Annotated in this window: 23 protein-coding genes; 12 read left to right on the forward strand and 11 right to left on the reverse strand. The window is 65.7% G+C overall.

Annotated elements, in window-relative coordinates:
• The first annotated feature begins 58 nt into the window (after window positions 1-58).
• The gene (locus FBQ73_RS09190) at window positions 59-1,267 is read left to right on the forward strand and encodes an ABC transporter substrate-binding protein (protein WP_138399197.1); all 1,209 of its coding nucleotides are present in this window, start codon (window positions 59-61) and stop codon (window positions 1,265-1,267) included.
• Between the two features lie 71 nt (window positions 1,268-1,338).
• A complete protein-coding gene (locus FBQ73_RS09195; protein WP_138399198.1) occupies window positions 1,339-2,382 on the forward strand; it encodes a phenylacetaldoxime dehydratase family protein in 1,044 nt (347 codons plus the stop codon).
• Between the two features lie 236 nt (window positions 2,383-2,618).
• Here FBQ73_RS09195 and FBQ73_RS09200 read toward each other — a convergent pair whose 3' ends face one another.
• The 6 genes from FBQ73_RS09200 to FBQ73_RS09220 all read right to left on the reverse strand — a co-directional run bounded on the left by FBQ73_RS09200 (window position 2,619) and on the right by FBQ73_RS09220 (window position 4,670).
• A complete protein-coding gene (locus FBQ73_RS09200; protein ID WP_138399199.1) occupies window positions 2,619-2,903 on the reverse strand; it encodes a hypothetical protein in 285 nt (94 codons plus the stop codon).
• A 212-nt stretch (window positions 2,904-3,115) separates the two neighbouring features.
• Window positions 3,116-3,337, reverse strand: coding sequence for a hypothetical protein (locus tag FBQ73_RS09205; RefSeq protein ID WP_138399200.1), 222 nt, complete (start codon window positions 3,335-3,337; stop codon window positions 3,116-3,118).
• Window positions 3,338-3,478: 141 nt separating this feature from the next.
• Window positions 3,479-3,742, reverse strand: a complete 264-nt coding sequence (locus FBQ73_RS09210) for a DUF1488 family protein (RefSeq protein WP_138399201.1) — start codon at window positions 3,740-3,742, stop codon at window positions 3,479-3,481.
• Window positions 3,705-4,070, reverse strand: a complete 366-nt coding sequence (locus FBQ73_RS09215; protein ID WP_210236733.1) for a hypothetical protein — start codon at window positions 4,068-4,070, stop codon at window positions 3,705-3,707. The genes FBQ73_RS09210 and FBQ73_RS09215 overlap by 38 nt, the downstream gene beginning before the upstream one ends.
• 9 nt (window positions 4,071-4,079) lie before the next feature.
• Window positions 4,080-4,208, reverse strand: a complete 129-nt coding sequence (locus tag FBQ73_RS23380; RefSeq protein ID WP_281278798.1) for a hypothetical protein — start codon at window positions 4,206-4,208, stop codon at window positions 4,080-4,082.
• Between the two features lie 249 nt (window positions 4,209-4,457).
• Window positions 4,458-4,670 (reverse strand): cold-shock protein, encoded by a 213-nt coding sequence (locus tag FBQ73_RS09220; protein WP_012113582.1) that lies wholly within the window; start codon window positions 4,668-4,670, stop codon window positions 4,458-4,460.
• A 404-nt stretch (window positions 4,671-5,074) separates the two neighbouring features.
• On the opposite strand from FBQ73_RS09220, the gene FBQ73_RS09225 reads away from it, so the two are divergent.
• Window positions 5,075-5,935 carry a transglutaminase family protein gene (locus FBQ73_RS09225; RefSeq protein ID WP_138399202.1) on the forward strand — a complete coding sequence of 287 codons (861 nt, stop codon included), beginning with the start codon at window positions 5,075-5,077 and terminating at the stop codon, window positions 5,933-5,935.
• 48 nt (window positions 5,936-5,983) lie between these two features.
• Here the strand turns inward: FBQ73_RS09225 and FBQ73_RS09230 are convergent, their stop codons facing one another.
• From FBQ73_RS09230 to FBQ73_RS09245, 4 genes are all read right to left on the reverse strand, one after another.
• On the reverse strand, window positions 5,984-6,274 hold the full coding sequence (locus tag FBQ73_RS09230; protein ID WP_170218822.1) for a hypothetical protein: 291 nt from the start codon (window positions 6,272-6,274) through the stop codon (window positions 5,984-5,986).
• 214 nt (window positions 6,275-6,488) lie between these two features.
• Window positions 6,489-6,974 carry a GlcG/HbpS family heme-binding protein gene (locus FBQ73_RS09235; RefSeq protein WP_138399204.1) on the reverse strand — a complete coding sequence of 162 codons (486 nt, stop codon included), beginning with the start codon at window positions 6,972-6,974 and terminating at the stop codon, window positions 6,489-6,491.
• A gap of 186 nt (window positions 6,975-7,160) precedes the next feature.
• Window positions 7,161-7,772 carry a response regulator transcription factor gene (locus FBQ73_RS09240; protein WP_138399205.1) on the reverse strand — a complete coding sequence of 204 codons (612 nt, stop codon included), beginning with the start codon at window positions 7,770-7,772 and terminating at the stop codon, window positions 7,161-7,163.
• Window positions 7,769-9,364 (reverse strand): sensor histidine kinase, encoded by a 1,596-nt coding sequence (locus tag FBQ73_RS09245; RefSeq protein ID WP_138399206.1) that lies wholly within the window; start codon window positions 9,362-9,364, stop codon window positions 7,769-7,771. Before FBQ73_RS09245 ends, FBQ73_RS09240 begins: the two co-directional genes overlap by 4 nt.
• 295 nt (window positions 9,365-9,659) lie before the next feature.
• Between FBQ73_RS09245 and FBQ73_RS09250 the strand changes: the two genes are divergently transcribed.
• The 3 genes from FBQ73_RS09250 to glsA all read left to right on the forward strand — a co-directional run bounded on the left by FBQ73_RS09250 (window position 9,660) and on the right by glsA (window position 13,386).
• A complete protein-coding gene (locus FBQ73_RS09250; RefSeq protein ID WP_138399207.1) occupies window positions 9,660-10,445 on the forward strand; it encodes an SDR family oxidoreductase in 786 nt (261 codons plus the stop codon).
• A gap of 9 nt (window positions 10,446-10,454) precedes the next feature.
• Window positions 10,455-11,390, forward strand: coding sequence for a dihydrodipicolinate synthase family protein (locus FBQ73_RS09255; RefSeq protein WP_138399208.1), 936 nt, complete (start codon window positions 10,455-10,457; stop codon window positions 11,388-11,390).
• 154 nt (window positions 11,391-11,544) lie between these two features.
• Window positions 11,545-13,386, forward strand: coding sequence for a glutaminase A (gene glsA / locus FBQ73_RS09260; protein ID WP_138399209.1), 1,842 nt, complete (start codon window positions 11,545-11,547; stop codon window positions 13,384-13,386).
• Between the two features lie 27 nt (window positions 13,387-13,413).
• Here the strand turns inward: glsA and FBQ73_RS09265 are convergent, their stop codons facing one another.
• Window positions 13,414-14,220: a transglutaminase-like domain-containing protein gene (locus FBQ73_RS09265; RefSeq protein WP_138399210.1), complete on the reverse strand. Its 807-nt coding sequence runs from the start codon at window positions 14,218-14,220 to the stop codon at window positions 13,414-13,416.
• 152 nt (window positions 14,221-14,372) lie between these two features.
• On the opposite strand from FBQ73_RS09265, the gene FBQ73_RS09270 reads away from it, so the two are divergent.
• From FBQ73_RS09270 to FBQ73_RS09295, 6 genes are all read left to right on the forward strand, one after another.
• Entirely contained in the window at window positions 14,373-15,140 is a 768-nt protein-coding gene (locus FBQ73_RS09270) for an N-formylglutamate amidohydrolase (protein WP_246089666.1), read from the forward strand.
• Between the two features lie 173 nt (window positions 15,141-15,313).
• Window positions 15,314-16,648, forward strand: coding sequence for an O-linked N-acetylglucosamine transferase, SPINDLY family protein (locus FBQ73_RS09275; protein WP_246089636.1), 1,335 nt, complete (start codon window positions 15,314-15,316; stop codon window positions 16,646-16,648).
• Between the two features lie 131 nt (window positions 16,649-16,779).
• Complete coding sequence (gene rpsU / locus FBQ73_RS09280) at window positions 16,780-17,046, forward strand: 30S ribosomal protein S21 (RefSeq protein ID WP_138399659.1); 267 nt, start codon at window positions 16,780-16,782, stop codon at window positions 17,044-17,046.
• A gap of 720 nt (window positions 17,047-17,766) precedes the next feature.
• On the forward strand, window positions 17,767-19,965 hold the full coding sequence (locus tag FBQ73_RS09285) for an FAD-dependent oxidoreductase (protein ID WP_138399212.1): 2,199 nt from the start codon (window positions 17,767-17,769) through the stop codon (window positions 19,963-19,965).
• A gap of 25 nt (window positions 19,966-19,990) precedes the next feature.
• Window positions 19,991-20,863 carry a hypothetical protein gene (locus FBQ73_RS09290; RefSeq protein ID WP_138399213.1) on the forward strand — a complete coding sequence of 291 codons (873 nt, stop codon included), beginning with the start codon at window positions 19,991-19,993 and terminating at the stop codon, window positions 20,861-20,863.
• Window positions 20,864-20,877: 14 nt separating this feature from the next.
• A complete protein-coding gene (locus FBQ73_RS09295; protein ID WP_138399214.1) occupies window positions 20,878-21,270 on the forward strand; it encodes a hypothetical protein in 393 nt (130 codons plus the stop codon).
• The last annotated feature ends 32 nt before the right edge of the window (window positions 21,271-21,302 follow it).

The following is a 21,302-nucleotide window of genomic DNA, read 5'->3' on the forward strand; positions in this document are numbered from 1 at the left end:
GGCGCCCGCCGCACCCTCATCTTTTCGGACCTTCCAGAAAAAGAGAGGACCTTTCCGCATGCAAAGGACCTGGAAAACGCTCGCCTCGGCAGCCGCCGCGACCCTTGCCGCGGCGCTGCTGCCGTCCGCAGCCGTGGCGCAGGCGCCGGTGAAGATCGGCGTGGTTCTGCCGCTCAGCGGACCCAACGCCCAGTTCGGCATCAACAGCCGCACCGGCATCGAAATGGCAGCGGACGCCATCAATGCTGCCGGCGGCATCGCCTCCCTCGGCGGGGCCAAGATCGAGCTGGTGGTGGCGGACGTGCCCAGCCCCAACACAGCGGCGGCGGCCACCCAGCGGCTCGTCAGCCAGGATCAGGTGGTGGGCGTGGTCGGCGCCTTCGTCTCCTCCATCACGCTGGCCGCCTCGGAGGTGACGGAGCGCGCCGGCATCCCCATGATCACCCATTCCTTCGCCGACCAGATCACCTCGCGCGGCTACAAGTACATCTTCCAGGTGTCAGCCAAGGCGACCACCTACGGCAAGGCGCAGTTCGACTATGCCATCGCGCTGGCGAAGCAGGCCGGCGCGCCATTTGAAAAGGTGGCGATCTTCTACGAGGACACCGCCTACGGCACCGCCCAGGCCAAGGGCCTGCGCGAGGCGGCGAAGGCGGCGGGCATCACGCCGGCCATCGACGAGGCCTATCCGCTGGGCATCACCGATGTGGCACCGCTCATCAACAAGCTGCGGGCGTCCAAAGCCGACATCGTGTTCCCGGTGTCCTATTTCAACGACGCGCTTCAGATCATCCGCGCCATGCGGCAGCAGAAGATCGATATTCCCACCGTGGGCGGCGCCGCCGGCTATATCATTCCCGATTTCAAGAAGGGCCTCGGCGAATATTCGGATGGGGTGTTCTCCATCGCGCCCGCGAACTACGATTTCATTCCCGAATTGAACGCTCTGTACAAGGCCAAGCACGGCACCTTCATGACCCACGAGGTCATCATGTATGGCGCCGCTCTGCATCACCTGGCCAAGGCTATCGACGTGGCCAAATCCCGTGATCCGGAGAAGATCCGCGACGCCATCGCAGCGCTGAAGATCTGCGACACCGGCTTTGCCGCCGGCATTCCCGGTGGCTGCACCGCCTTCGACGCCACGGGGCTTTCCAGCACCGCCTATCCGGTCTTCGTGCAGTGGCGCGGCGACGATCTTGTCACCGTCTTCCCCGCCAAGGCCGCGAAGGGCCCTGCCATCTGGGCCGGCAAGACACTGAACTGAAGTCCATAATCACTGATGGAGGCGTCACGTCGGTTCGTCCCGGCGCGACGTTCCGCCACGAGGAAACGCCCATGGTCTTCCACGTCGAATATCCGCGCATCCTTCCCGAGCGCCGGCCGCCGGGCCATGAACCCGCCGCTCCGCGCTTCTCCCTACGCTGGGAGCAGCCGGTGGGGCTCTTGGTCTGCGCCTATTTCGGCCTGCAGGGACAGAATCTGGCCTGGGACGAGCAGAAGGCCTTCTTCGACCGCCTGGAAGCCTCCTTCGGCACGGACGGGCCGGTCGCCCACGAACTCATGCGCGCGAGCGACGAGACCGGCGCGGTGAACGCCATCCTCGTCGCCTACTGGCTCAATGCCACCACCCATGCTCGCTGGGAGCGCGCTGCGCCCTTCATGGCGTGGTTTCGCGACCCCGCACGTCTCGAAGGCCCGCGCGGAGTATGGCGGGAGACCATGCACGTGCCCTATGACCGGCACGAGACCATCTATTCCACGCCCAGCTACGCCATCGGCTTGGCCCGCACGCCCGGTGCGACGCGCGCATCCATCACCACCAACGGCTATTTCGGTGCCATGCGCGACCGCATGCCCGTCTCCGCCATCGACACGCTGGAAAGCCCGCTCGGCGCCATGCCGCCCCGGCGCACGCCTGTCTCCCTCGGCCGGCGGCTAAAGGCGACGTTTCCGCTCAACCTGATCTCGATCCGGTCCGGCCAGTATTGGGAGGGGGCGGGTAACGAGCAGACCACCGACTATATCGACCATCTCCAGCCCAAACTCATGCGCGGCATGGCTCACCTCGCCTCCCATCCGGAGGAGACTGGCACGCTGACACTGCGCATCATGACAAATCTGGATGCCGAGGGCAGGCCCCGCGCCGAAACCTCAGTGCATGGCTATTTTCTCTCAATGGCGCATCTGGAAGAGTGGTCGCGCAGCCACGAGACCCATCTCGACATCTACCGGCACGCCATCGCCATGAACCGGCTCTACAAGGAGAAGCGCGAGGTGTTCACTTGGCACGAAGTGTTCGCGTTGCTGCCGGGCGCCCATGCTGAATATGCCAATTGCCACGGCGGCACCGGCCTGCTGCCGTATTTCGCCGACGCCTGAGGCCCGCGCGGGGCGGGCAGCAGGTCTTTCGGCAGGCCATTTGGGCAGGATGTATTGAGAAGTACTCGTCCGGGGCATGATCGCCATGCGGGCCGGGCCGGTGATTGGACACGTTCCGTCAGGCAATCAACGGTCGCGACTTCACCGTGGCGAAGCGCAGTATGGTAAAGGGCACAGCCCTGTCAGATCACAGGAAACCAGTTCGGGGCCGGGCAGAACCGGACTCCGGGCTCGCCTCAGACCGCCTTGGCCGGCGCCTTGGCGCGACGCTTGCGGACGGGAGCGATTACCACGAGGGCTTCGGCTTCCGCTTCACGGGCTTCGCGCAGCGCGCGCAGCCGCGCGGTATTGGCACGAATCGCCTCGAAATCGGAATTGTAACGGTCCATGGCCTGGGCGATCGAGTTTTCGAGCTGCCGGCGACGGTCCGAACTGGAAATGCGCTCATGAAGCGCGGGAGAAGATGTATCCATAGACGACACCATATACCATGTCGGCTCTGAGCGGTAGAAATTAATCAATGATCGTAGTTGTGCGCCGGCTCTTCTTTCGGTGGGCCGGCTCTTATCGCGCTCTCATGTCGGCGACGAACATGAACGTACGTCGCCAATACGGCCCGACGGCCTGAAACGACACGTCGACAAACGCGACCAATCGTTCCCGCCTGGCCCGGATGGAATGCTCCTGCCGCGCCTCGTCGCGGGTGACGAGCAGCGTCTTGCCCGCTGCCGGCTCATCCCTCGATCGTATCGGCGAAGGCACGGGCGAACCGCACCGCAAGGGCACGCGCATCCGCCTGGAGCTCGTCGTTGCTTTTGGGAGCGCCAGCAGCGTTGCGCACGGGGATTTCTAGGGTCAGCGACCCGCCGCCCGTATCCTGCTCGCGCCAGACCATTCGGGCTAGGACATGATGGGCGTCAAGCGCCTGAAAAATGATGCTGAGGCCTTTGTTCATATGGACCTCCGTGTCGTGGGGCCGAGGCGCACAATGCGCACTGTCGAATGCCGTCTGGCGACAGGTCCCCGAGGCAGGTCCAGATATCGTCGGCCTTAAGAGCTCTTCTGATCAGGGCTGCTCACACCGCTCGACGAGGCGCTAGAAATCGGATGTGGAGAGACGATTGAAATTCTGCTTCCGCCGCGCATAAATTCCACTGGCGACGCTTTCGATCCGCGAGCGGTTCACGTCGAAGACCTGGAGCGATGCCTCTTCGTCCTGCCCCGCCCGGGGGTTGAACCGCTGCAATACGTCCGCATCCACGTGGAACGATATCTCGAACGTCGAATCGTATCCCCAGAATGTCACGCAGCGCCTGGACGCGTTATAGCTGCGACTGGTGTTGGGAAACTGGAGTGACATTGGGATTCCCCTTGATAGGCGTGGCCGAGGCGACCGCGACCGAAGGGGGACCCTCGCGGCTCTCCACCGACTGTTGCCGATCCTTCAGCAGGGCGGCCTCCAGGTCGGCGGCGTCAATGGCGAGGCTCTCGCTCCGCCCCTGCGGCGCCGTTACGGCCGGCGTGTGCAGCATGGTCGCCACGCGCCGGTAGGCGATGAAGGAGAGGCCGAGGATCTGCTCCTCGTCCACTACCACGCGATAGGTTCCGGGCGGTAGCGTGCCTTCGGTCCCGCTGATCCGGAAGGGGTGCTCGAACGTGACCATGGTTTCATGGGTGCGAACGTTCATGATGACACCTCAGCTCTTCTTCTTCGGAGGCCCGATTGATACGGGCGTACCCTTGATGAACGAGGCCGGCGCCACGGGTTCTTTTTGCTTCTTAGGCTTCTTTGTTTCGCGGTTTCCGCGCAATTGTCCCTTGGCCATTGCCGTCTCCTGCGCCTGGCTGTGCGTCGCATGTGCTGACGGTGCCGGCGACCTTTGGGTTACTCGGCGTCTGGTATTTCGGCGTCTGCGGCACGCGGGCTGAAGAGCACGCGGGGTGCAAGGCGCCGGGCGCCTTGCAGGGGATTGTTCTGCGCATCTTTCACGCGAGCTGCCGGCATGAGCCAGATCAGCCCCATGACATGCGGAGGCCGGCGATGCCCGAATAGTCGGGCCCTCCGGCCTGGAGGATCAGCTCAGATCCTTGAGCTGATCAGCCGACAGCTTGCCGCTCTTGCGATCGGTGACGAGTTCGAACGCCACCTTCTGACCCTCGCGCAGATCGGACATACCTGCGCGCTCAACCGCGCTGATATGCACGAAGGCATCGCTGCCGCCGGAATCGGGGGTGATGAAGCCAAAGCCCTTCTGGGCGTTGAACCACTTAACGGTTCCCTCAGCCATGGGAAACCCTTTCAAATTTTGAGATGTTGCTTGCCGAGCCTTGCCCGGCCGTCGAAATCGCATTTTCTGGCGAGAGATATTGGTTTAGCGCAGAAATCAATCCCGCCTATAGCCAAGTTTTCCGGCTTTCCATCGACACGTTACCTATGCTCCCAAATGGCATGAATGGCAATGGAATTTTCCATATGGCCAATTCCACATATGTCGGTAGGCCAAGTCCCGCCGAAGACGCGCGATGTCCCGATACCGGCGCTCGCGGCAACGCCGCGCTATGGTCACCGATGCTGCACGCGTGCGACGCTCCGGGCTCCGTCCGAGGGCCGGCCTGGGGTGGCACCGGGAAGCCTTGATATGGCGGCGCGGTCATGCGCTCATAAGGTGGCCCAGCCGCAGTGGAGCGCCCATTGAGCCTTCTCCAGATCCGCCACACCACCACCTATCGCTTTCACCGACCGGTCGTCTTCGGCCCCCATCGCCTGATGCTCCGCCCCCGTGAAAGCCGGGACCTGCGCGTGATCTCCAACACCATCACCCTTGCGCCGCAAGCGAGCCTGAGCTGGGCGCACGACGTCTCCGGCAACGCAGTTGCCACCGCGGCGTTTCAGGCCGGCGGCGATCTAATGGTGGTGGAAAGCCTGACCCAGATCCAGCTGGACGCGGTGGCATGGCCGGTGTTCGACATCGCCGGCTCCGCCCAATCCTTCCCCTTCCGCTATTCCGACGACGAGTGGAAAGACCTCGGCGCGCTCGGCACGCCGCAATATCCAGACCCGGAGAAGCGCCTGAGCACATGGGCCCAGGGCTTCGTGTGCGCCATGCCCACCGACACGCTGTCCCTGCTCAAGGACCTGAGCATGGGCGTCTCCCAGGCCATCAGCTACCAGAGCCGCGACGCGGAGGGCACGCAGGCCCCGGTGCAGACCCTGCAACGCGGCTGGGGATCGTGCCGCGATTTCGCGGTGCTGTTCGTGGAGGCGGCCCGCAGCCTGGGCTTTGGCGCCCGCATCGTGTCCGGCTATCTCCACAATCCCGACCAGAGCCAGACGGGTTCGGCAGGCGCGGGGTCAACCCACGCCTGGGGCGAGGTATTTGTTCCGGGGGCGGGCTGGATACCGTTCGATCCCACCAATCGCAGCATGGGCGGCTCGAATCTCATTCCCGTCGCTGTGGTCCGCGACATCCACCAGGCCATTCCCGTCGCCGGCAGCTTCGTCGGCGATACCCTTGCCTTCCGGGACATGAGCGTGGACGTCCGCGTGTGGTGAGGCGGGGCGGCCCATCGTCTCACAGATTTCCTATAACCGGGCGTGCACCTACGAGGCGGTAGGCGCGTGCTTGTGATCGTGGAGAAAGCGCGCGATGAGAACCTTGAGCTGCGCAGGATCATCGTGATCGCTGGCGGTGGCCCGCTGGAACAGCGCGCGCTGCACGGCAGTCGGCAGGTCGGTCCACTCCTTGACCAAGGCCGCGCCCAAGCATTCGAGAATATGCCGCTCCCGTTCAGTCAAGGCCGCGTGGTGCCGCGACGACAAGTTCGGGGGCATCTGAGCACCACCTTCATCGTCCCAACGCGAGATAGCTGCGGCCGTATCGGCGCGAGGCAACTCTCTATCTTGATGATTACTTGCCATCCGACAAACATATCACAGATCGGACGGCATCACAATTTTCGAGAGTCCCCAAAAACAGGCGTCGATCATTTTGCACCGCACGCTGATCGTGCAATGCATTCTTTGTGTCTGCAGCTCAGGGGCGTCCTCTGGCTTGAACCACCTGAACGGCGAGGCACCGCTTCCGGTGCCTCGCCGCCCGGCCACATCACTTGAGCTGCGGCTCGACCTTGGCGATGGCGGCGTTAGCACAGGCTTCGTCCAGTTGCCCGCCCGGCGCGCCACCCACGCCCACGGCGCCGATGACCTCGGTCCCAAACTTCACCGGCACGCCGCCAGCCACGACGAGAAAGCCATCGATGGCGACCAACTGGGCGGCGGCCGGCGTCTTCTGGATGTTCTCCACCATGGTCGAGGTGGAAATGCGCGTGGATGCGGAAGTATAGGCCTTGCGGCGTGCCGCGTCGGGTGTATGCACGCCGGCATTGTCGGCCCGCGCCAAAGCCCGGAGCACCCCGGCCCGGTCCACCACCGCCGCAGTTACATTGTAGCCTTGGGCGGCGCAGGCCGCGACCGCCTCGCGCGCGATGTCCAGCGCGACTGCCAGCGGCATGTTCTTTTCCTGGAGAACCTGCGCGGACGCGGCAGGCGCGAGCGAGACCGCGGCCACGGCGGCGAGAAGAAGGCGCTTCATCGTCAATCCCTTATGGTTGCGGCGGATGTCTTTGATCCGGATGCACGGGCGCCGGATCGGCCGGGCCGCCGGCCCCCGGCGCGGCAAGCGGATCGGGATGGCGGAACCGCGCCGCCACGGCCCGATGCTCTACCGCGCAGCGCCCGTCCGCTTAATCCGCGCCTTCACAAGGGCGCCTAGGTAGGACTACCGAGACGGCGGTGCAGCAAGACCGACAGCCAGCGACATGCGCACCAGGTCCGCCACCGAACTGGTACCGAGCTTCTCGGCGATGTTGGCTCGGTGGGCGTCGATGGTGCGCGGCGAGACGGCAAGCGCTGCCGCGATCTCCTTGCTCGCCCAGCCCCGGCACACCATGTCCATCACCTCCCGCTCACGGTCGGTAAGAGTGGCGAGCAAGGCATGGGTCTCCTGCCGTTCCAATACCTCCTCCAGCACCTTGGCGGCGGCGGCGAGGGCATCGAGCAGCACCTGTTCGTCCACCGGCTTGGTCAGGAAATCCACGATGCCGGCCTTGAAGGCACGCCGGCAGGCGTTCACGTCGCCATGGCCGGTGATCATGATAGCGGGCCAGTCGATGCCGCGCGCCGTCAGCGCCGCCTTGAGCTGGAGCCCGCTGACCAGCGGCATGCGCAGGTCGACGAGAAGGCAGCCGGGGCGCGCCGTGTCCACATGGGCGAGGAAGGTCTCGGGGTCGGCGAAGGTCTCCACCGTCATGCCGCAGGTGGAAAGCAGCAGCGACAGCGCCTGCCGCACCGCCGCGTCGTCGTCCACGATATAGACACGCAGGGCCTTCATTGCGCCGCCTCCATGCGCGGCATGGCGGCAGGCAGGACGATGACGAAGGCTGCACCCGTGGTCGCCCCCGCATCCGCGCGGATGGAGCCGCCGGCCCGTTCCACCAGCGTCGCGCACAGGGACAGGCCGAGCCCCATGCCGTCCGCCTTGGTGGTGAAGAAGGGCTCGAACAGGCGCGGCAGCACCGCCGGCGCAAGGCCCGGACCGGTGTCGGAGACGCGGATCACCACCTGACCAGCGCTGGTCCCGGTGCGGATGACGATCTTCTTCTCGGCCTGCGCCGTGCGGTCAAGGCTGTCCACGGCGTTGCGGATGAGGTTGTGCAGCACCTGTTCCAGTTCGATGGGGTCCACCACCGCCTGAGGCAGCAAGCGTTCCAGATCCAGCTCCAGGCGGATGCCACGCTGGGCGAGATCGGCTCCCGACAGCGCGGCGGCATCGCCCACCACCGCATTGATATCGCAGGGCAGCCGGGCGGAGGGTCGGTTGCTGATATAGTCGCGCATGCGCTGGAGCATCTCCCCGGCGCGCTTGGCCTCGCGCACATTGGCCCGCAGCGCCTCGTCCAGCCGCTGCGCGTCGCCGCCCGGCGCCGCAAGCCGCAGCGCCGCCTGGCTCTGGCTGAGCAGGGCGGTGAGCGGCTGGGTCAGCTCATGGGCGATGCCGGAGGCAAGTTCTCCCAAAGCATTGACCCGCGAGGCGTGGGCGAGGCGCGTCTCGCGCTCCAGCAGCAGGCTGCGCTCCTGCGCCTCCCGTGCGGCGGCGCGCGAGCGGGCGGCATCCCGGCGCTGCTTCAGTGTGTAACGCAGGGCCAAAAGGCCGATCAGGGACAGCACGGCGAACAGCAGCACCGACCCCATGGGCACCACCTGAGCGAGCGCAAGGCTACGGTCCAGCGAAAGCTTCAAGGGCTGGGTCTGACTGTCAATGGCGCGCATGAAGCGCAGAGTCTCAAGCGCCGCGCTCTCCTGCGGCACGGCGGCGGCGCGATCCACAAGGCTTTGCCCGCCAAGCTCCAGCCGCAGGCGGGTCGCCTCCGGCCGTTCCTCCCCCTCCACCAGGAGAGCAGGGTCGATCTCCACGATCATGGCCAGCGGGCGGCCCGGAGCCCCCGCGCGCTTGCCGAGGAAATAGCGTCCCGGCACCGCGGGATCGGCATAGGCGCGGGCCTCGCCCGGAGCCTGAGCGAACACGCCGGCGGTGAAGGCGGGCAAGGGCGTCGCCAACGCCTCGCTCGGCGCCGCCACGATGATCTCACCGGAACCGCCTGCCCCCCCGACGTCCGGCGCCACGATGCGCACGGAAACGATGCGCGGATAAAAGCGCATGATGGCGAGCGCCACCTGCCGCACCGCCTCGCGCGGCGGCGGATCGGCCGATTGCACCAGCGCCGCGAGGCTGGTGAGGTGGGCGTCGTGCTGCGCCACGCGCTGGGAGACGATGCGATGCAGCGCCGAACCGGCGGCATTCAGCTCTTCACCAGCCTGTTGCGTGGCGGTGCGGATTGAAAGCAGCGCAAAGCCGCCCACCGCCCCGACCCACACCAGGGCGAGCACCGCGATGGACCTGAAGGCAAAGACGCGGCGGCTCACCCCATCTCCCCACGCTGGAAAACCTGGCCGCGCACCGGCGCGACGGCAGTGCCGCCATATGGCGCCATTTCCGGTGCCGACGGAAGATCCTCCGCCAGACGCACTGTGCGAGCAGCATCGCTTAATCCAAGCAGAACAAGCCCGCTGGAATAAGTCGCCCAGCTTGGCATTGCTTCAGCCACGACCTTGCCGCCGGCCGCCATAAGGTGGCCCCGTTCGGCCTATGCGATAAAGCAATGCGGATGCGTGCTCCTTCACGGATTGTGGAGACGCTGAGCGGACAAGGGGACACGGCATGGATCTCGGCTTGAAGGGAAAGACCGCCCTCGTTCTGGGCGCCGGCGGCGGGCTCGGCAGCGCCATCGCCAAGACGCTGGCATTTGAGGGCGCGCGGGTGGCGCTTGGCGACATCGATGAAGCGGCGCTGGCGCGGGTGGCCGCGGCCATCAAGCAAGCTGGCGGCGAGGCGCTGGCGCTGCCCTTCGACCTTTCCGACATCGCCGGCATCAATGCGCGCGTGGCGCAGGTGGAGGCGGCCTTCGGCCCGGTGGACGTTCTGGTAAACAACACCGGCGGCCCGCCCCCCACCCCCGCCGCGGGCCAGGACCCGGAGCTTTGGAGCAAGAGCTTCGGGCAGATGGTGCTCTCCGTCATCACCCTCACCGACCGGGTGCTGCCGCAGATGCGCGCCCGCAAATGGGGCCGGATCATCACCTCCACCTCCTCCGGCGTGGTGGCGCCCATTGCCAACCTCGGTATCTCCAACGCACTGCGGCTTTCGCTGGTGGGCTGGTCCAAGACGCTGGCCCGGGAAGTCGCCCGCGACGGGGTGACGGCCAACATCATCCTGCCCGGCCGCATCGCCACCGACCGCATCAAGTTCCTCGACGCCAAGAAGGCCGAGCGCGAGGGCCGCACGGTGGAGGAAGTCTCGGCCGAGAGCACAGCCTCCATCCCCGTGGGCCGCTACGGGGATCCGCAGGAATACGCCAACGTGGTCGCGTTCCTCGCGGGCACGCCGTCGTCCTATGTCACCGGTTCCGTCATCCGCGTGGATGGCGGCCTCATCGCCAGCATCTGAGGGATCGCCATGCGCCTTGATGCCACCGCCTCAGGCCTCTTCCCCATCGCACCCACCCCGTTCACGCCGGACGGGCGGATCGACGAGGCCTCCATCGACACCCTCATCGCCCGCTATCTCAAGGCCGGGGCCACCGGCATCACGGTGCTCGGCATCATGGGCGAGGCACCGAAGCTGGAGCCGGAGGAATCGCTCCACCTCACCACCCGGTTCATCGCCGGCATGGGCGACCTGCCAGTCATCGTCGGCGTCTCGGCGCCGGGTCTTGCCGCCATGCGCTGGTTGGCCCGCGCAGCCATGGACCGGGGCGCTGCCGGCGTCATGATCGCCCCGCCGCCGAGCCTTCGCACCGACGACCAGATCATCGGCTACTATCGGCAGGCGGTGGAGGCCATCGGCACCGACATCCCCTTCGTCGTCCAGGATTATCCGCTCACCCTCACCGTACAGATGACGCCGAAGGTGATCCGGCAGATCGTCCAGGACCATCCCTCCTGCGTCATGCTGAAGCACGAGGACTGGCCGGGGCTGGAGAAGATCTCGACCCTGCGCGGCTTCGAGACCGACGGCTCAATGCGGCCCATCTCCATCCTCACCGGCAATGGCGGGCTGTTCCTCGACTTCGAGATGGAGCGCGGCGCCGACGGGGCCATGACCGGATACGCCTTCCCCGAGATGCTGGCCGACGTGGTGCGCCTCTCCAAGACCGGGCGGCGGGACGAGGCCCACGACCTGTTCGACGCCCACCTACCGCTGCTGCGCTACGAGCAGCAGCAGGGAGTTGGCCTTGCGGTGCGCAAATATGTGCTGATGCGGCGCGGCTTCATCGCCAGCGATGCCCAGCGCAAGCCGGGCTTGGGTCTGTCCGCCACGGCGCGGGCCGAGGTGGACTATCTCCTCGCTCGCCTCGCCGCCCGCGACAGCCGGGCACTGGCGGCGGAATAGGTCCGCCGTCTCCTTCGCGGGGGTATCTGGCACAAGGCCGAATGCCCCCCGTGGCGAGCCGATGGCCGACGCGGAGCACCCCTTTGCCGCTCTGCACCATTGCCAACTGCAGCGCACGCGCTTTCACTAGGGAAGAGTCTCCCGGAGCCGCGCTGTGCCGAATTTCCTGCCCATTCCCACGACGCCCCTCGAAACACCACTGCTGCGCGCCATCAGGGATATCCACGCCCGCTTCACGCCTTTGCATGACGGCGAGGTCGCCTCCTACATCCCTGAACTGGGCAAGGCCGATCCCGACCATTTCGGCATCGCCGTGGCCACCACCGACGGCCACGTCTATGAGGCCGGCGACACCACCGTCCCGTTCACCATCCAGTCGGTTTCGAAAGCCATCGTCTATGCCCTCGCCCTCGACATGCTGGGGTCCGACAAGGTGGAGGCGGCCATCGGCGTGGAGCCGAGCGGCGAGGCGTTCAACTCCATCCGCCTGAAGGCCGACAACCGCCCGTTCAATGCAATGGTCAATGCCGGCGCCATCTGTTGCAGCGGGCTGCTCGCCGAAACCGCCGGCGACGAAGCCTTCGAGCTGATCCGCTCCACCCTCAGCCGCTTCGCCGGCCGCGAGCTGGAGGTGGACGACGCGGTGTTCCAGTCGGAGCGCCAGACCGGCGACCGCAACCGCGCCATCGCCTATCTGCTACGCACCTATGGCGGCGTGCGCGGCGACGTGGACCATGTCCTCGACACCTATTTCCGCCAGTGCTCGGTGCTGGTCACCGCCCGCGACCTCGCGGTGATGGGAGCGAGCTTCGCCAATCACGGGGTCAATCCGGTGACCGGCGAGACGGTGGCCTCCAACTATGCCGTGGCGCGCACCTTGGCGGTGATGATCTCCTCCGGCATGTATGATTTTGCCGGCGAGTGGATCTACCGCGTGGGCGTGCCAGCCAAGAGCGGTGTCGGCGGCGGCATCCTCGCCGCCTTGCCGTCCCAGCTGGGCCTTGGCATCTTCTCGCCGCGGCTCGACGCCCACGGCAACAGCGTGCGCGGCCTGCGCACCTGCGCGGCCCTCTCCGATGCCTTCGATCTGCACATGCTCTCTCGGCGGGACGATGTGCGCACCTGCATCGCCGCAGACTATGATTTCCGCACCGTCCCTTCCAAGCCAGGGCGCCAGCCCCACGAGCAGAGCATCCTGGAATCGCGCTCCGGCTCCATCCGCGTGTTGGAGCTGGCGGGCAAGCTCTCTTTCGCCACCATGGATTATGTGACGCGCCGGCTCACCGATCCCGCTGGCGTGCCCGACTTCCTCATCCTCAACCTGCACCGCGTCTCCACCATCACCGATGCCGGCCTGCGCCTGTTCACCGGCCTGATCCGCAACCAGCTTCCGGCCTCCACCACCACGGTGATCGCCGGGGTGGAAGGCACGTCGCCGGTGGCGCCGCAGGTCAAGGCCATGAAAGAGGAAGGCGTGCGCGTGCGCATCTTCCCCACCTACGACGCCGCCGTGGATTGGGCAGAGGACCAGATCGTCTACCGCCATGGCGGCTTCTCGCAGATCGGCATCGAGGCCGACCTTTCGGGACAGGCGCTGCTGGCCGGACTGTCGCCGCAGGAGCTGGCCGACCTGTCCCGCCTCGGCACGCGGGTGGTGTTCGACGCCGGCGCGCGGATCATCGACGCTGGCGAGCCGCCGGCCAGGGTCTATTTCCTGGTCCGGGGCATGGTCAGCGTGCGTTCGGCGCACGACGTGCGCCTGTCGACCCTGATTCCCGGCATGGCCTTCGGCGAGCTGGCGCTCATCGACCAGCCGCGCATCGCCGACGTGTGGGCGGACACCGAGGCCGTCTGCCTGGAGATTTCCGCCGAGCAGTTCCGCGCCTTCCAGGAGACCCATGCCCGCGCCGCCGACCGCATCATGCGCAACCTCGCCATCCTTCTGGCCGGCCGGGTGCGCATGGCCAACGCGCGCATCGACATGCTGACGGGGTGAAAGCCCCCCGCATGCGGGGGGCTGCGGTCACACCACCTCGTCGCTCACCACCTTGAAGCTGGCCAGCGTCGCCGGCCCGAACGAGGTAACGATGGCGACATCGGTGGCATCACGCCCGCGCGCCATGAGGATGCGGCCGATGCGCTGGGTATTGTGCCGGGCGTCGAACGTATACCAGCGGTCACCCAGATACACCTCGAACCATGCGCTGAAATCCATGGGGTTCACATCGATGGGGACGCCGAAGTCGCCGAGATAGCCGGTGCAATAGCGCGCCGGGATGTTCATGCAGCGGCACAGGGTGACGGCGAGGTGGGCGAAGTCCCGGCACACGCCGCGCCGCTCAGTATAGGCGTCGAAGGCGGTACGCAACGGGCTCGCATGGGCATAGTTGAACGTGATGTGGCCGTGAACGAAATCGCAGATAGCCTGGACCAGGGGCCAGCCCTTGGGCACATTTCCGAACAGGTTCCAGGCGACGTTGCTCAACCGGTCGGTCTCGCAATAGCGGCTGCCGAGGAGGAACAGCAGCGTATCCACCGGCAGGTCACCGAGCGGATGCTGGACCGCGCCAGGTGCCACAAGGTCAGGCTTGCCGCTGTCACGGATCACGAAATCGGAATGGATCTTGAGCTGGCCCGCCGGCGCCTCGATGACGTGGCAGAAATTGCCGAAGCTATCGTGATAGGTGTTGGCCGGAATGGGTGGATCGAACATCATCCGGTCCACGCTCTCGAGGTCGTTCACCCGCGAAGGGTGTACGCTGAGCGTGAGAATCATCGGAGTGGGCTTGGGACACGTGTGGATAATCTCGTAGCCCGCGCGGATCTTCATAGGTGGGAACCTCTTGGGGTTTGCGCGAGCAGAACGCGCGGATGTCTGCTATGGCTCGCGGCAACTTGGAAAACGGCGCAGACGACCTTGATCGCCGCGCAGCTGTGAGAACTGATTTGGACCGAACCGCATCCCTGCTGGCGGACGATGAAATGCCGCCTGTCACCGTGCACAATGCGGAAGGAGCTTCTGCGTTCCTCATTGTCGCGGATCATGCGGGCAATGCCTTTCCGCGTTCAATGGGCCGGCTCGGCATTTCCGAGGCGGATCGAGCGCGTCACATCGCCTGGGATATCGGCATTGCGGGCGTGTGCCGCACGCTGGCGGAACGACTCGACGCTACCCTCATACAGCAGAATTACTCGCGACTCATCATTGACTGCAATCGCCCGCCCGCAGCTCCCTCCTCCATCCCGCCGGAGAGCGAGGCGACGCTGATCCCCGGCAACCTCGTCCTGAGCGACGAGGAAAGGGCCGCGCGTGAGCGGGAGCTCTTCCAGCCCTACCACGCGCGCATTGCCGCCGAGCTTGACCGCCGGGCGAAGGTCGGCCGGCCGACGGTGCTCGTCGCCATGCACAGCTTCACGCCCGTCTATCTCGGCGTCGCGCGTCCCTGGCAGGTGGGCGTACTCTACAACCACGACACTCGTTTTGCGAGCGCCACGCTCGCCGCTCTCCGGCAGGACAGCGGCCTCACCGTTGGCGACAACGAGCCATACAGTGTCGATGACACGACAGACTACACCATCCCCGTTCACGGAGAGCAGCGCGGACTGCTCCATACCGGCATCGAAATCCGGCAGGATCTGATCACCGAACCCGCCGGGCAGGCGGAATGGGCGGCGCGCATGGCGGGCGCGTTCGCCATGGCACTGGAAACCTGCCCGCCGGACCGGAGTCCCGTGCCGCTGGCCGGCTGAAAACGCCGCGGCGGCGTATTTCTTGCTTTGTAAGACCGATCTGACATTCGAGGTGGCCGGTCTGCGACCCCGCCCTGCGCGACAGATGCACCCGCGACATCGCCGGGGCGAACTGTAACAGGCAGGAGGGGCCTCGACACATGGGCTCGAATACATTCGGACGCAGGCGGCACATGTGCGAGTGGGCGGATCTGGCCGCCGATGACACGGACCTTGCGGCCGTCCTGGCGGGAGGCCAGGGCCACCACCTCTCGCCCTTCCACCTCCTGTCGGTGCCGGGCATGAGCGCGGGGGACCAGCGGGCGTGCTCGGAACTGTGGACCCGCGAGCGGCGAGCGGCGGCTCAGGTCGAGCGGAATGCCCTCGCCTTCATCTTCCCGAACACGGAGCGCCGCAAGATCCGCCTCGGCTACCTCTCCAACGACTTTCATGAGCACGCCACCGCCCATCTCCTGATCGAGGTGCTGGAAGCCCATGATCGTGACGCGTTCGAGGTGAACGCCTATTCCTTCGGCGCCGACGACGGATTGCCCATGCGCCGACGTCTGATGGCGGCCTGTGACCGCTTCGTTGACATCTCCGACATGGCGGACAGCGCGGCCGCGCAGCTCATCTATGACGACGCGGTGGACATTCTCATTGATCTCAAGGGTTTCACCGCGCGCGCCCGCTCCGGCATCGCCCTGCTGCGGCCGGCGCCGGTCGTGGTGAACTATCTTGGGTATCCAGGCACCATGGGCGCGGGGATCTGCGACTATGTCATCACCGATCCGTTCCTGACGCCCCTGGAAAGCGCGGACTTTTACGCCGAATCGTTCGCCTACATGCCGAACACCTACCATCCCCATGGCCGGCAAATGCCCGTGGGCGCAAAGCCCACGCGGCGGGAAGCGGGACTGCCGGAAGAAGGCTTCGTGTTCTGCTGCTTCAATCAGCCGTACAAGATTTCCCCGCAGATGTTCGACATCTGGTGCCGGCTCCTGTCCTGCGTGCCCGACAGCGTGCTGTGGCTGCTGGACACGCCCCATGCCACGGGCAACCTGCGCAGTGAGGCCATCGCGCGGGGGATCGATGCCCGGCGCCTGGTCTTCGGCGCCAATCTCGACCAGGCCGAGCATCTGCGACGGCTCCAGCTGGCCGACCTCATGTTGGACACGTCCCCCTTCAATGCCCACACCACTGCCAGCGATGCCTTGTGGGCCGGCCTTCCCTTCGTGACCTGCCCCGGGGACACCTTTCCGTCCCGCGTCGCCGGTAGCATCCTCCACGCCATCGGCCTGCCCGACCTCGTGACCGACAGTCCGGATGCCTATTTCGACCTCGCCTATACCCTGGCGGTCGACGAAGAGCGCCTTGACGATGTGCGCGCCCGCCTCGCGGCCAACAGGCTCACGGCGCCGCTGTTCGACGTGGCGGCCTATACCGCGGATCTGGAAGGCCTTTATGGCGCCATGTCGGCCCGGCATCGGGCCCATCTGCCGCCCGCGACCATTGGCGTGCACGGATAAATCCTGCACCGATGCGGTAAATCACGGCATATGTGCTAAGACGCCCACTTTCCGGTATGATGCCGGCAGACCTCGAGCGAGCGGTCGCGTTGCGGCCGGGGATTCGTGGCAACCCTCAGATTGGAACCGTTTTGCAGGTACTCGTCAGAGACAACAATATCGAACAGGCCCTGAAAGTCCTGAAGAAGCGCATGCAGCGGGAAGGTATCTTCCGCGAGATGAAGCAGCGCAAGGCGTATGAGAAGCCCTCCGAGCGTCGCGTCCGCGAAGCGGCCGAAGCCGTGCGGCGCACCCGCAAGGCTGCGCGCAAGAAGGCCCAGCGGGAAGGCTTGATCGCCGCGCCGAAGCGGACCTTGAAGCCCCGGACTGGCGCCGGTGCCGCCCCCGCGCCGCGCTGAACCGGGTACCCTTCGGGCCGGATCGCGATCCGGCCCGCCACGGGCTCCTCGCCCGTCCCTCAATATGCCCTCCGCCGCACCCCTCCCCCGCCGCCGTCATGCCGCCCCACCGGGGCCAGCCGCGGCGCCTTCGGGCCACGTGATCCTCGGCATACCGTCGCGCCTCGCGGATCGGGCCGTACCAGGCTCCGAAGCGTAGACTGCCGCGTTCACGTTCTCGCGATTTCCACCATCCAAAAGGCCAGAATTGACCGCCGCTTGCCGAAAATGACCCTACGGCATGGAAGGTATTTCAATACATCCGCGCAACATTCAAGGCGTCGCCAGAGCTTGATTGTTGCGAATGCGAGCACATTGCGAATATGTCTAAATTATGGCATTCGCAGCTCAAGCGGGCGGCAGTTTCTTGCTCAGTTTGCGCATGCTATGGCTAATTCATTCGAAATAAGAACAACAACCGAAACGAGGAAGCCGACCCGCTCTCGATCCAGATGAAGACCTTTCGTTCAGGCAAGTTCTCAAGACCTGCCCCGAAGGACGTCTGCGACACGGCGCGACCCCGAAAGCAGTTGATTGGAAGCCATCCCCCCCCCCCGCGCCTGACCCGTCAGGAGCGACAGGAGAGGTGCGTCACCCTCTAGGAACAGATCGCTTCCGAGATACTGCGTCGCCGATTTCGCCTTCGGACCTGAAAGTATCGGCTGCATGAAGGAGGCCGAAATGCGGTATGCGCCATCTCCTGCCCAATATTGTCGAGAGACTGCTGAACCCTGCACCGTCGCCATCATAGGAGGTGGACCGGGGGGCCTATTCACAGCCCGACACCTCACCGACAAGCTCGGCGAAGCCTGCAAGATAAAGATCTTCGAAGCGAGCGAGCGCCTTGGCGGCAAGATCGTCACCAGCGAGTTCGCCGGCGTTGGGCCCTACGAGGCCGGCGTTGCGGAGATCTATGATTACTCCGCCCTCGGTCCCGACCCGCTCCGCCACCTGATAGAGACCGAACTCGGACTTGAAATCCGGCACATCGCCGGGGGCTCCTGCATCCTCGACGGGCAGATCATCCACGATATGGAGCATTTGGGAGAGGTTTTCGGATCGGAAGCCCGCGACCAGGTTGTTCGCTTCAAGCAGAAATGCGCGGAACTCCTGAGCGTCGAGGATTTCTACGCCAGCACCCGCAACGTCGACAACCACCACGCCTGGGCTCGCAAGTCGGGTGAGGAAACACTCTACAATGAGATCACCAATGATGCCGCCCGGCGTTACGTGCGCATCATGGCTCACAGCGATGTCGCGGCCCCTCCACATCTCACAAATGGCCTTACATTCCTCAAGAATGTCCTGATGGATGTTCCCGGATACATGGACGTCTTCTCCGTGGTCGGTGGCAACGAGCAGATCGTGGACGGGCTGTGCGACCTCATCGACGCGGAGGTCCATCTCGGCGCCACGGTGAAGTCCGTGAAGCCGCTCTTCGACGGACGCTTCCAGCTGGATATCTGCACCCACGGCGCCGTCGAGCATGAGGTGGTCGACTATGTGGTCGTCTGCCTGCCCCTGACCGCTTTGTCCATCATCGACTGGCGCTCGCCGCACCTCAAGGCGGCCATGGACCAGCATATCAACTACTTCGACCGGCCCGGCCACTACCTGCGCGCCACACTGCTGTTCGAGCGCCCGTTCTGGCGCGAGCACATCTCCGGGGCATGGTGGATGCTCGATGCCTTCGATGGCTGCTGCGCCTACGACGAGGGCGCGCGCACCCCCATCGGACCATGGGGCGCGCTAGGCTTCCTCATCGCCGGCAACGCCGCTTTGGGCCTTGCAAACATGACCGACGAGGACATCGAGCGCCTTTGCCTCGACGCCCTGCCGCCGGCCTTCGGGGATGCGCGCCGGCTCCTGGTCGATCGCAGGATCCATCGCTGGATGGCGTCGGTGAATGCAATCCCCGGCGGCTATCCGGTGCGCAGCGCCTATGTGAACCACCGCCCGGCGGCCAAGCAGTATCCCGGCCTTCTGGTGGTGGGCGACTACATGTTCGACGCCACGCTCAACGGCGTCCTGGATTCGGCCGATGCCGCCTCCGATATCGTCGTCAGCGAGGTCATGGCGCGGCGGCGCGCGCAGTTCGCGCCCCCCGCTCCGCGCCGCGACCGGCCCGCCGAAGCCACCGATGCCACCCGAACCGACACCGGTCGGAACGGGGCGCTTAACGGCAGCTACCTGTCAGAGATCATGGAATCCGCATGGGGCGTGCAGCCCGGCGCGCGGATCCTGCATTTCGGCTCGGGCTCCGGCAAGCTGTTGTCGGACCTGCGGGCCCTCGGATTCGATGCGGTGGGGGTCGAACCCTGCCGCGCCGCCTGGGAGGGCACCCCGCACCGGCTGCGCGGACACAACCTGCGCCTCTGCCCGCAGCGGCTGCCGTTTCCCGACGGCTCGTTCGACGTGGTCATCGAAACCGGCCTGTGCCGGCTGGAGCGCGACCAGCTCACAGAGGTGATCACCGAGATCCGGCGCGTCGCCTCCCATGGCTTCATCCTGGGCTCGGTCACCAGCGACCTGCCCATCGAGGTCATCGAGCGCCATGAGATGCTCACCGGCATCAAGACGCTGACGTCCCGCTGGGGCTGGTCGGACCTGCTGTTGTCCCTGGGCTTCCGCTTCGCCTTCACCGACCCCGCCAAGCTCGACAGCGCATGGCGCCTTTCGGTGGGGGCGGGCGTGGCGCCCAGTGAATGGTTCGAGGATGCCGAGTGCCTGCGCTACTGCACCTACGAAGCCAGCCAGGAAACCGCATCGAGGGATATCGCCACGGCCGCCGAGGTCGCGCGGATTATTGCCGAGCACCTTTATGACGACGATCGCGTCCCCGTCCGGCCCATGGCCGCCCGAGCCGCCCTGATGCCTTGAAGCCGAACACGAAAGGGGCCCTGTCATGCAAAGGACACTTCCCAATCCGTCGGTCGAGATTGAAGCCCGCGCGTGGCGCCTGCGCTTTCTCGATGCGCCGCCAGACCTCAACACGGATCTTGGCGCGGCGGACGTGATCGAGGTCAACGAGCCGCGCAAAGTCTACGCGGTCGCCGAGACGGTGGATCCGGCCGCCCCGCCGTCGCGGTTCGATGACGTGGGCGGACGCTCCCTGGCCCTGCTGTGGATGCCGCCCTTGGCGTTCGACGGCGCGGATTCCGCATGGCTGGAGGGCATTCCCCTCGAAGGCCTGAAGGATGGCGGCCGGGTGGTCCGGGCGGGCCTGAGGACCTCGCGCGTGGTGTGGACCAATGCGCGCGCCGTGATCTACGCCCCGCCAGACCAGTTCGCCGACGCGCGCGACGCCCTCGTCCGCTTCACCGTGCTGGAGCGCGACGTATGCGAGATCGAGGCCGCCATGCCGGACATATGGGCCGAGATCCGCCGCACGGTGAAGCTTTCCCATACCGTGACGCGCGGGGATGTCCGCCGCAACTCCGCCTCGGTGGGCGCAATGACGGAACGCGTCACGGAGCTTAATCGCCGGGCCCTGCTCGACGATACGGCGCTGGAGCAGATGGCCCCGGCGCTCAGCCCCGCCTCCAAGCGGCTCTTCGCGGAGTTGGCGTTGCAGGCGAACCTCTTCGACCGGCTGGAAGCCCTGGGCGAGCCCCTCGACTTCGCCTTCGACTACCACGAGGTGGTGAACAACCGCCTGACCGAGGCATCGCAATTCTTCCGGAGCTACAGGGTGGATTCCTGGATCCTCGCGGTGCTCGCCCTCGAACTGATCGCGACCAGCTATCCGTACATCGAACGGCTGTTCGCGCTGAACTGAAGAGGAGACGTGTCATGAGACTTCTGGCTGCCGCGGCCATCGCCGTCCTGGCGACATGCGCCCACGCTTCAGACTTCGAACTCACCGCCGATGAGATCCGCGCGCGCATGGTGGGCAACACCGTGGTCGGCATCGAGGACGGCGAATTCTACGCCGAATACCTGAGCCCCAACGGCGCCATCTATGGCCGCACCAAGCACGAGGCCTATCAGGGCTATTGGCGGATCGTCGGCAACAAGCTGTGCCTTGCCTACGATGAGGAGAATGGCAAGAAGATCAGCTGGAATTGTGTCTTCGTCGCTCTGACCGGTGATAAGATCATCTGGAACGACAATAACGAGACCTCCTACGCGCGGCTTTTGCCCGGCCGTGCGGAGAAGACAGCCGGGCAGGTCTCGCACAGATAGCCCTCCTCCCGGGCCCGCCGCAGTCCGGGAGC

The organism is Xanthobacter autotrophicus (assembly GCF_005871085.1).
Classification (GTDB): Bacteria; Pseudomonadota; Alphaproteobacteria; order Rhizobiales; family Xanthobacteraceae; genus Xanthobacter; species Xanthobacter autotrophicus.

Excerpts from the sequence above, each read along its gene's own strand:
- FBQ73_RS09220 (WP_012113582.1), bottom strand. The coding sequence starts at position 4,670 with ATGGCTGAGGGAACCGTTAAGTGGTTCAACGCCCAGAAGGGCTTTGGC.
- FBQ73_RS09295 (WP_138399214.1), top strand. The coding sequence starts at position 20,878 with ATGAGACTTCTGGCTGCCGCGGCCATCGCCGTCCTGGCGACATGCGCC.
- FBQ73_RS09285 (WP_138399212.1), top strand. The coding sequence starts at position 17,767 with ATGCGGTATGCGCCATCTCCTGCCCAATATTGTCGAGAGACTGCTGAA.
- FBQ73_RS09240 (WP_138399205.1), bottom strand. The coding sequence starts at position 7,772 with ATGAAGGCCCTGCGTGTCTATATCGTGGACGACGACGCGGCGGTGCGG.
- FBQ73_RS09215 (WP_210236733.1), bottom strand. The coding sequence starts at position 4,070 with ATGAACGTTCGCACCCATGAAACCATGGTCACGTTCGAGCACCCCTTC.
- FBQ73_RS09205 (WP_138399200.1), bottom strand. The coding sequence starts at position 3,337 with ATGAACAAAGGCCTCAGCATCATTTTTCAGGCGCTTGACGCCCATCAT.
- FBQ73_RS09270 (WP_246089666.1), top strand. The coding sequence starts at position 14,373 with ATGCCGCCTGTCACCGTGCACAATGCGGAAGGAGCTTCTGCGTTCCTC.
- FBQ73_RS09255 (WP_138399208.1), top strand. The coding sequence starts at position 10,455 with ATGCGCCTTGATGCCACCGCCTCAGGCCTCTTCCCCATCGCACCCACC.
- FBQ73_RS09235 (WP_138399204.1), bottom strand. The coding sequence starts at position 6,974 with ATGAAGCGCCTTCTTCTCGCCGCCGTGGCCGCGGTCTCGCTCGCGCCT.
- FBQ73_RS09190 (WP_138399197.1), top strand. The coding sequence starts at position 59 with ATGCAAAGGACCTGGAAAACGCTCGCCTCGGCAGCCGCCGCGACCCTT.
- FBQ73_RS09250 (WP_138399207.1), top strand. The coding sequence starts at position 9,660 with ATGGATCTCGGCTTGAAGGGAAAGACCGCCCTCGTTCTGGGCGCCGGC.
- FBQ73_RS09210 (WP_138399201.1), bottom strand. The coding sequence starts at position 3,742 with ATGTCACTCCAGTTTCCCAACACCAGTCGCAGCTATAACGCGTCCAGG.
- FBQ73_RS09290 (WP_138399213.1), top strand. The coding sequence starts at position 19,991 with ATGCAAAGGACACTTCCCAATCCGTCGGTCGAGATTGAAGCCCGCGCG.
- FBQ73_RS09265 (WP_138399210.1), bottom strand. The coding sequence starts at position 14,220 with ATGAAGATCCGCGCGGGCTACGAGATTATCCACACGTGTCCCAAGCCC.
- FBQ73_RS23380 (WP_281278798.1), bottom strand. The coding sequence starts at position 4,208 with ATGGCCAAGGGACAATTGCGCGGAAACCGCGAAACAAAGAAGCCTAAG.
- FBQ73_RS09195 (WP_138399198.1), top strand. The coding sequence starts at position 1,339 with ATGGTCTTCCACGTCGAATATCCGCGCATCCTTCCCGAGCGCCGGCCG.
- FBQ73_RS09275 (WP_246089636.1), top strand. The coding sequence starts at position 15,314 with ATGTGCGAGTGGGCGGATCTGGCCGCCGATGACACGGACCTTGCGGCC.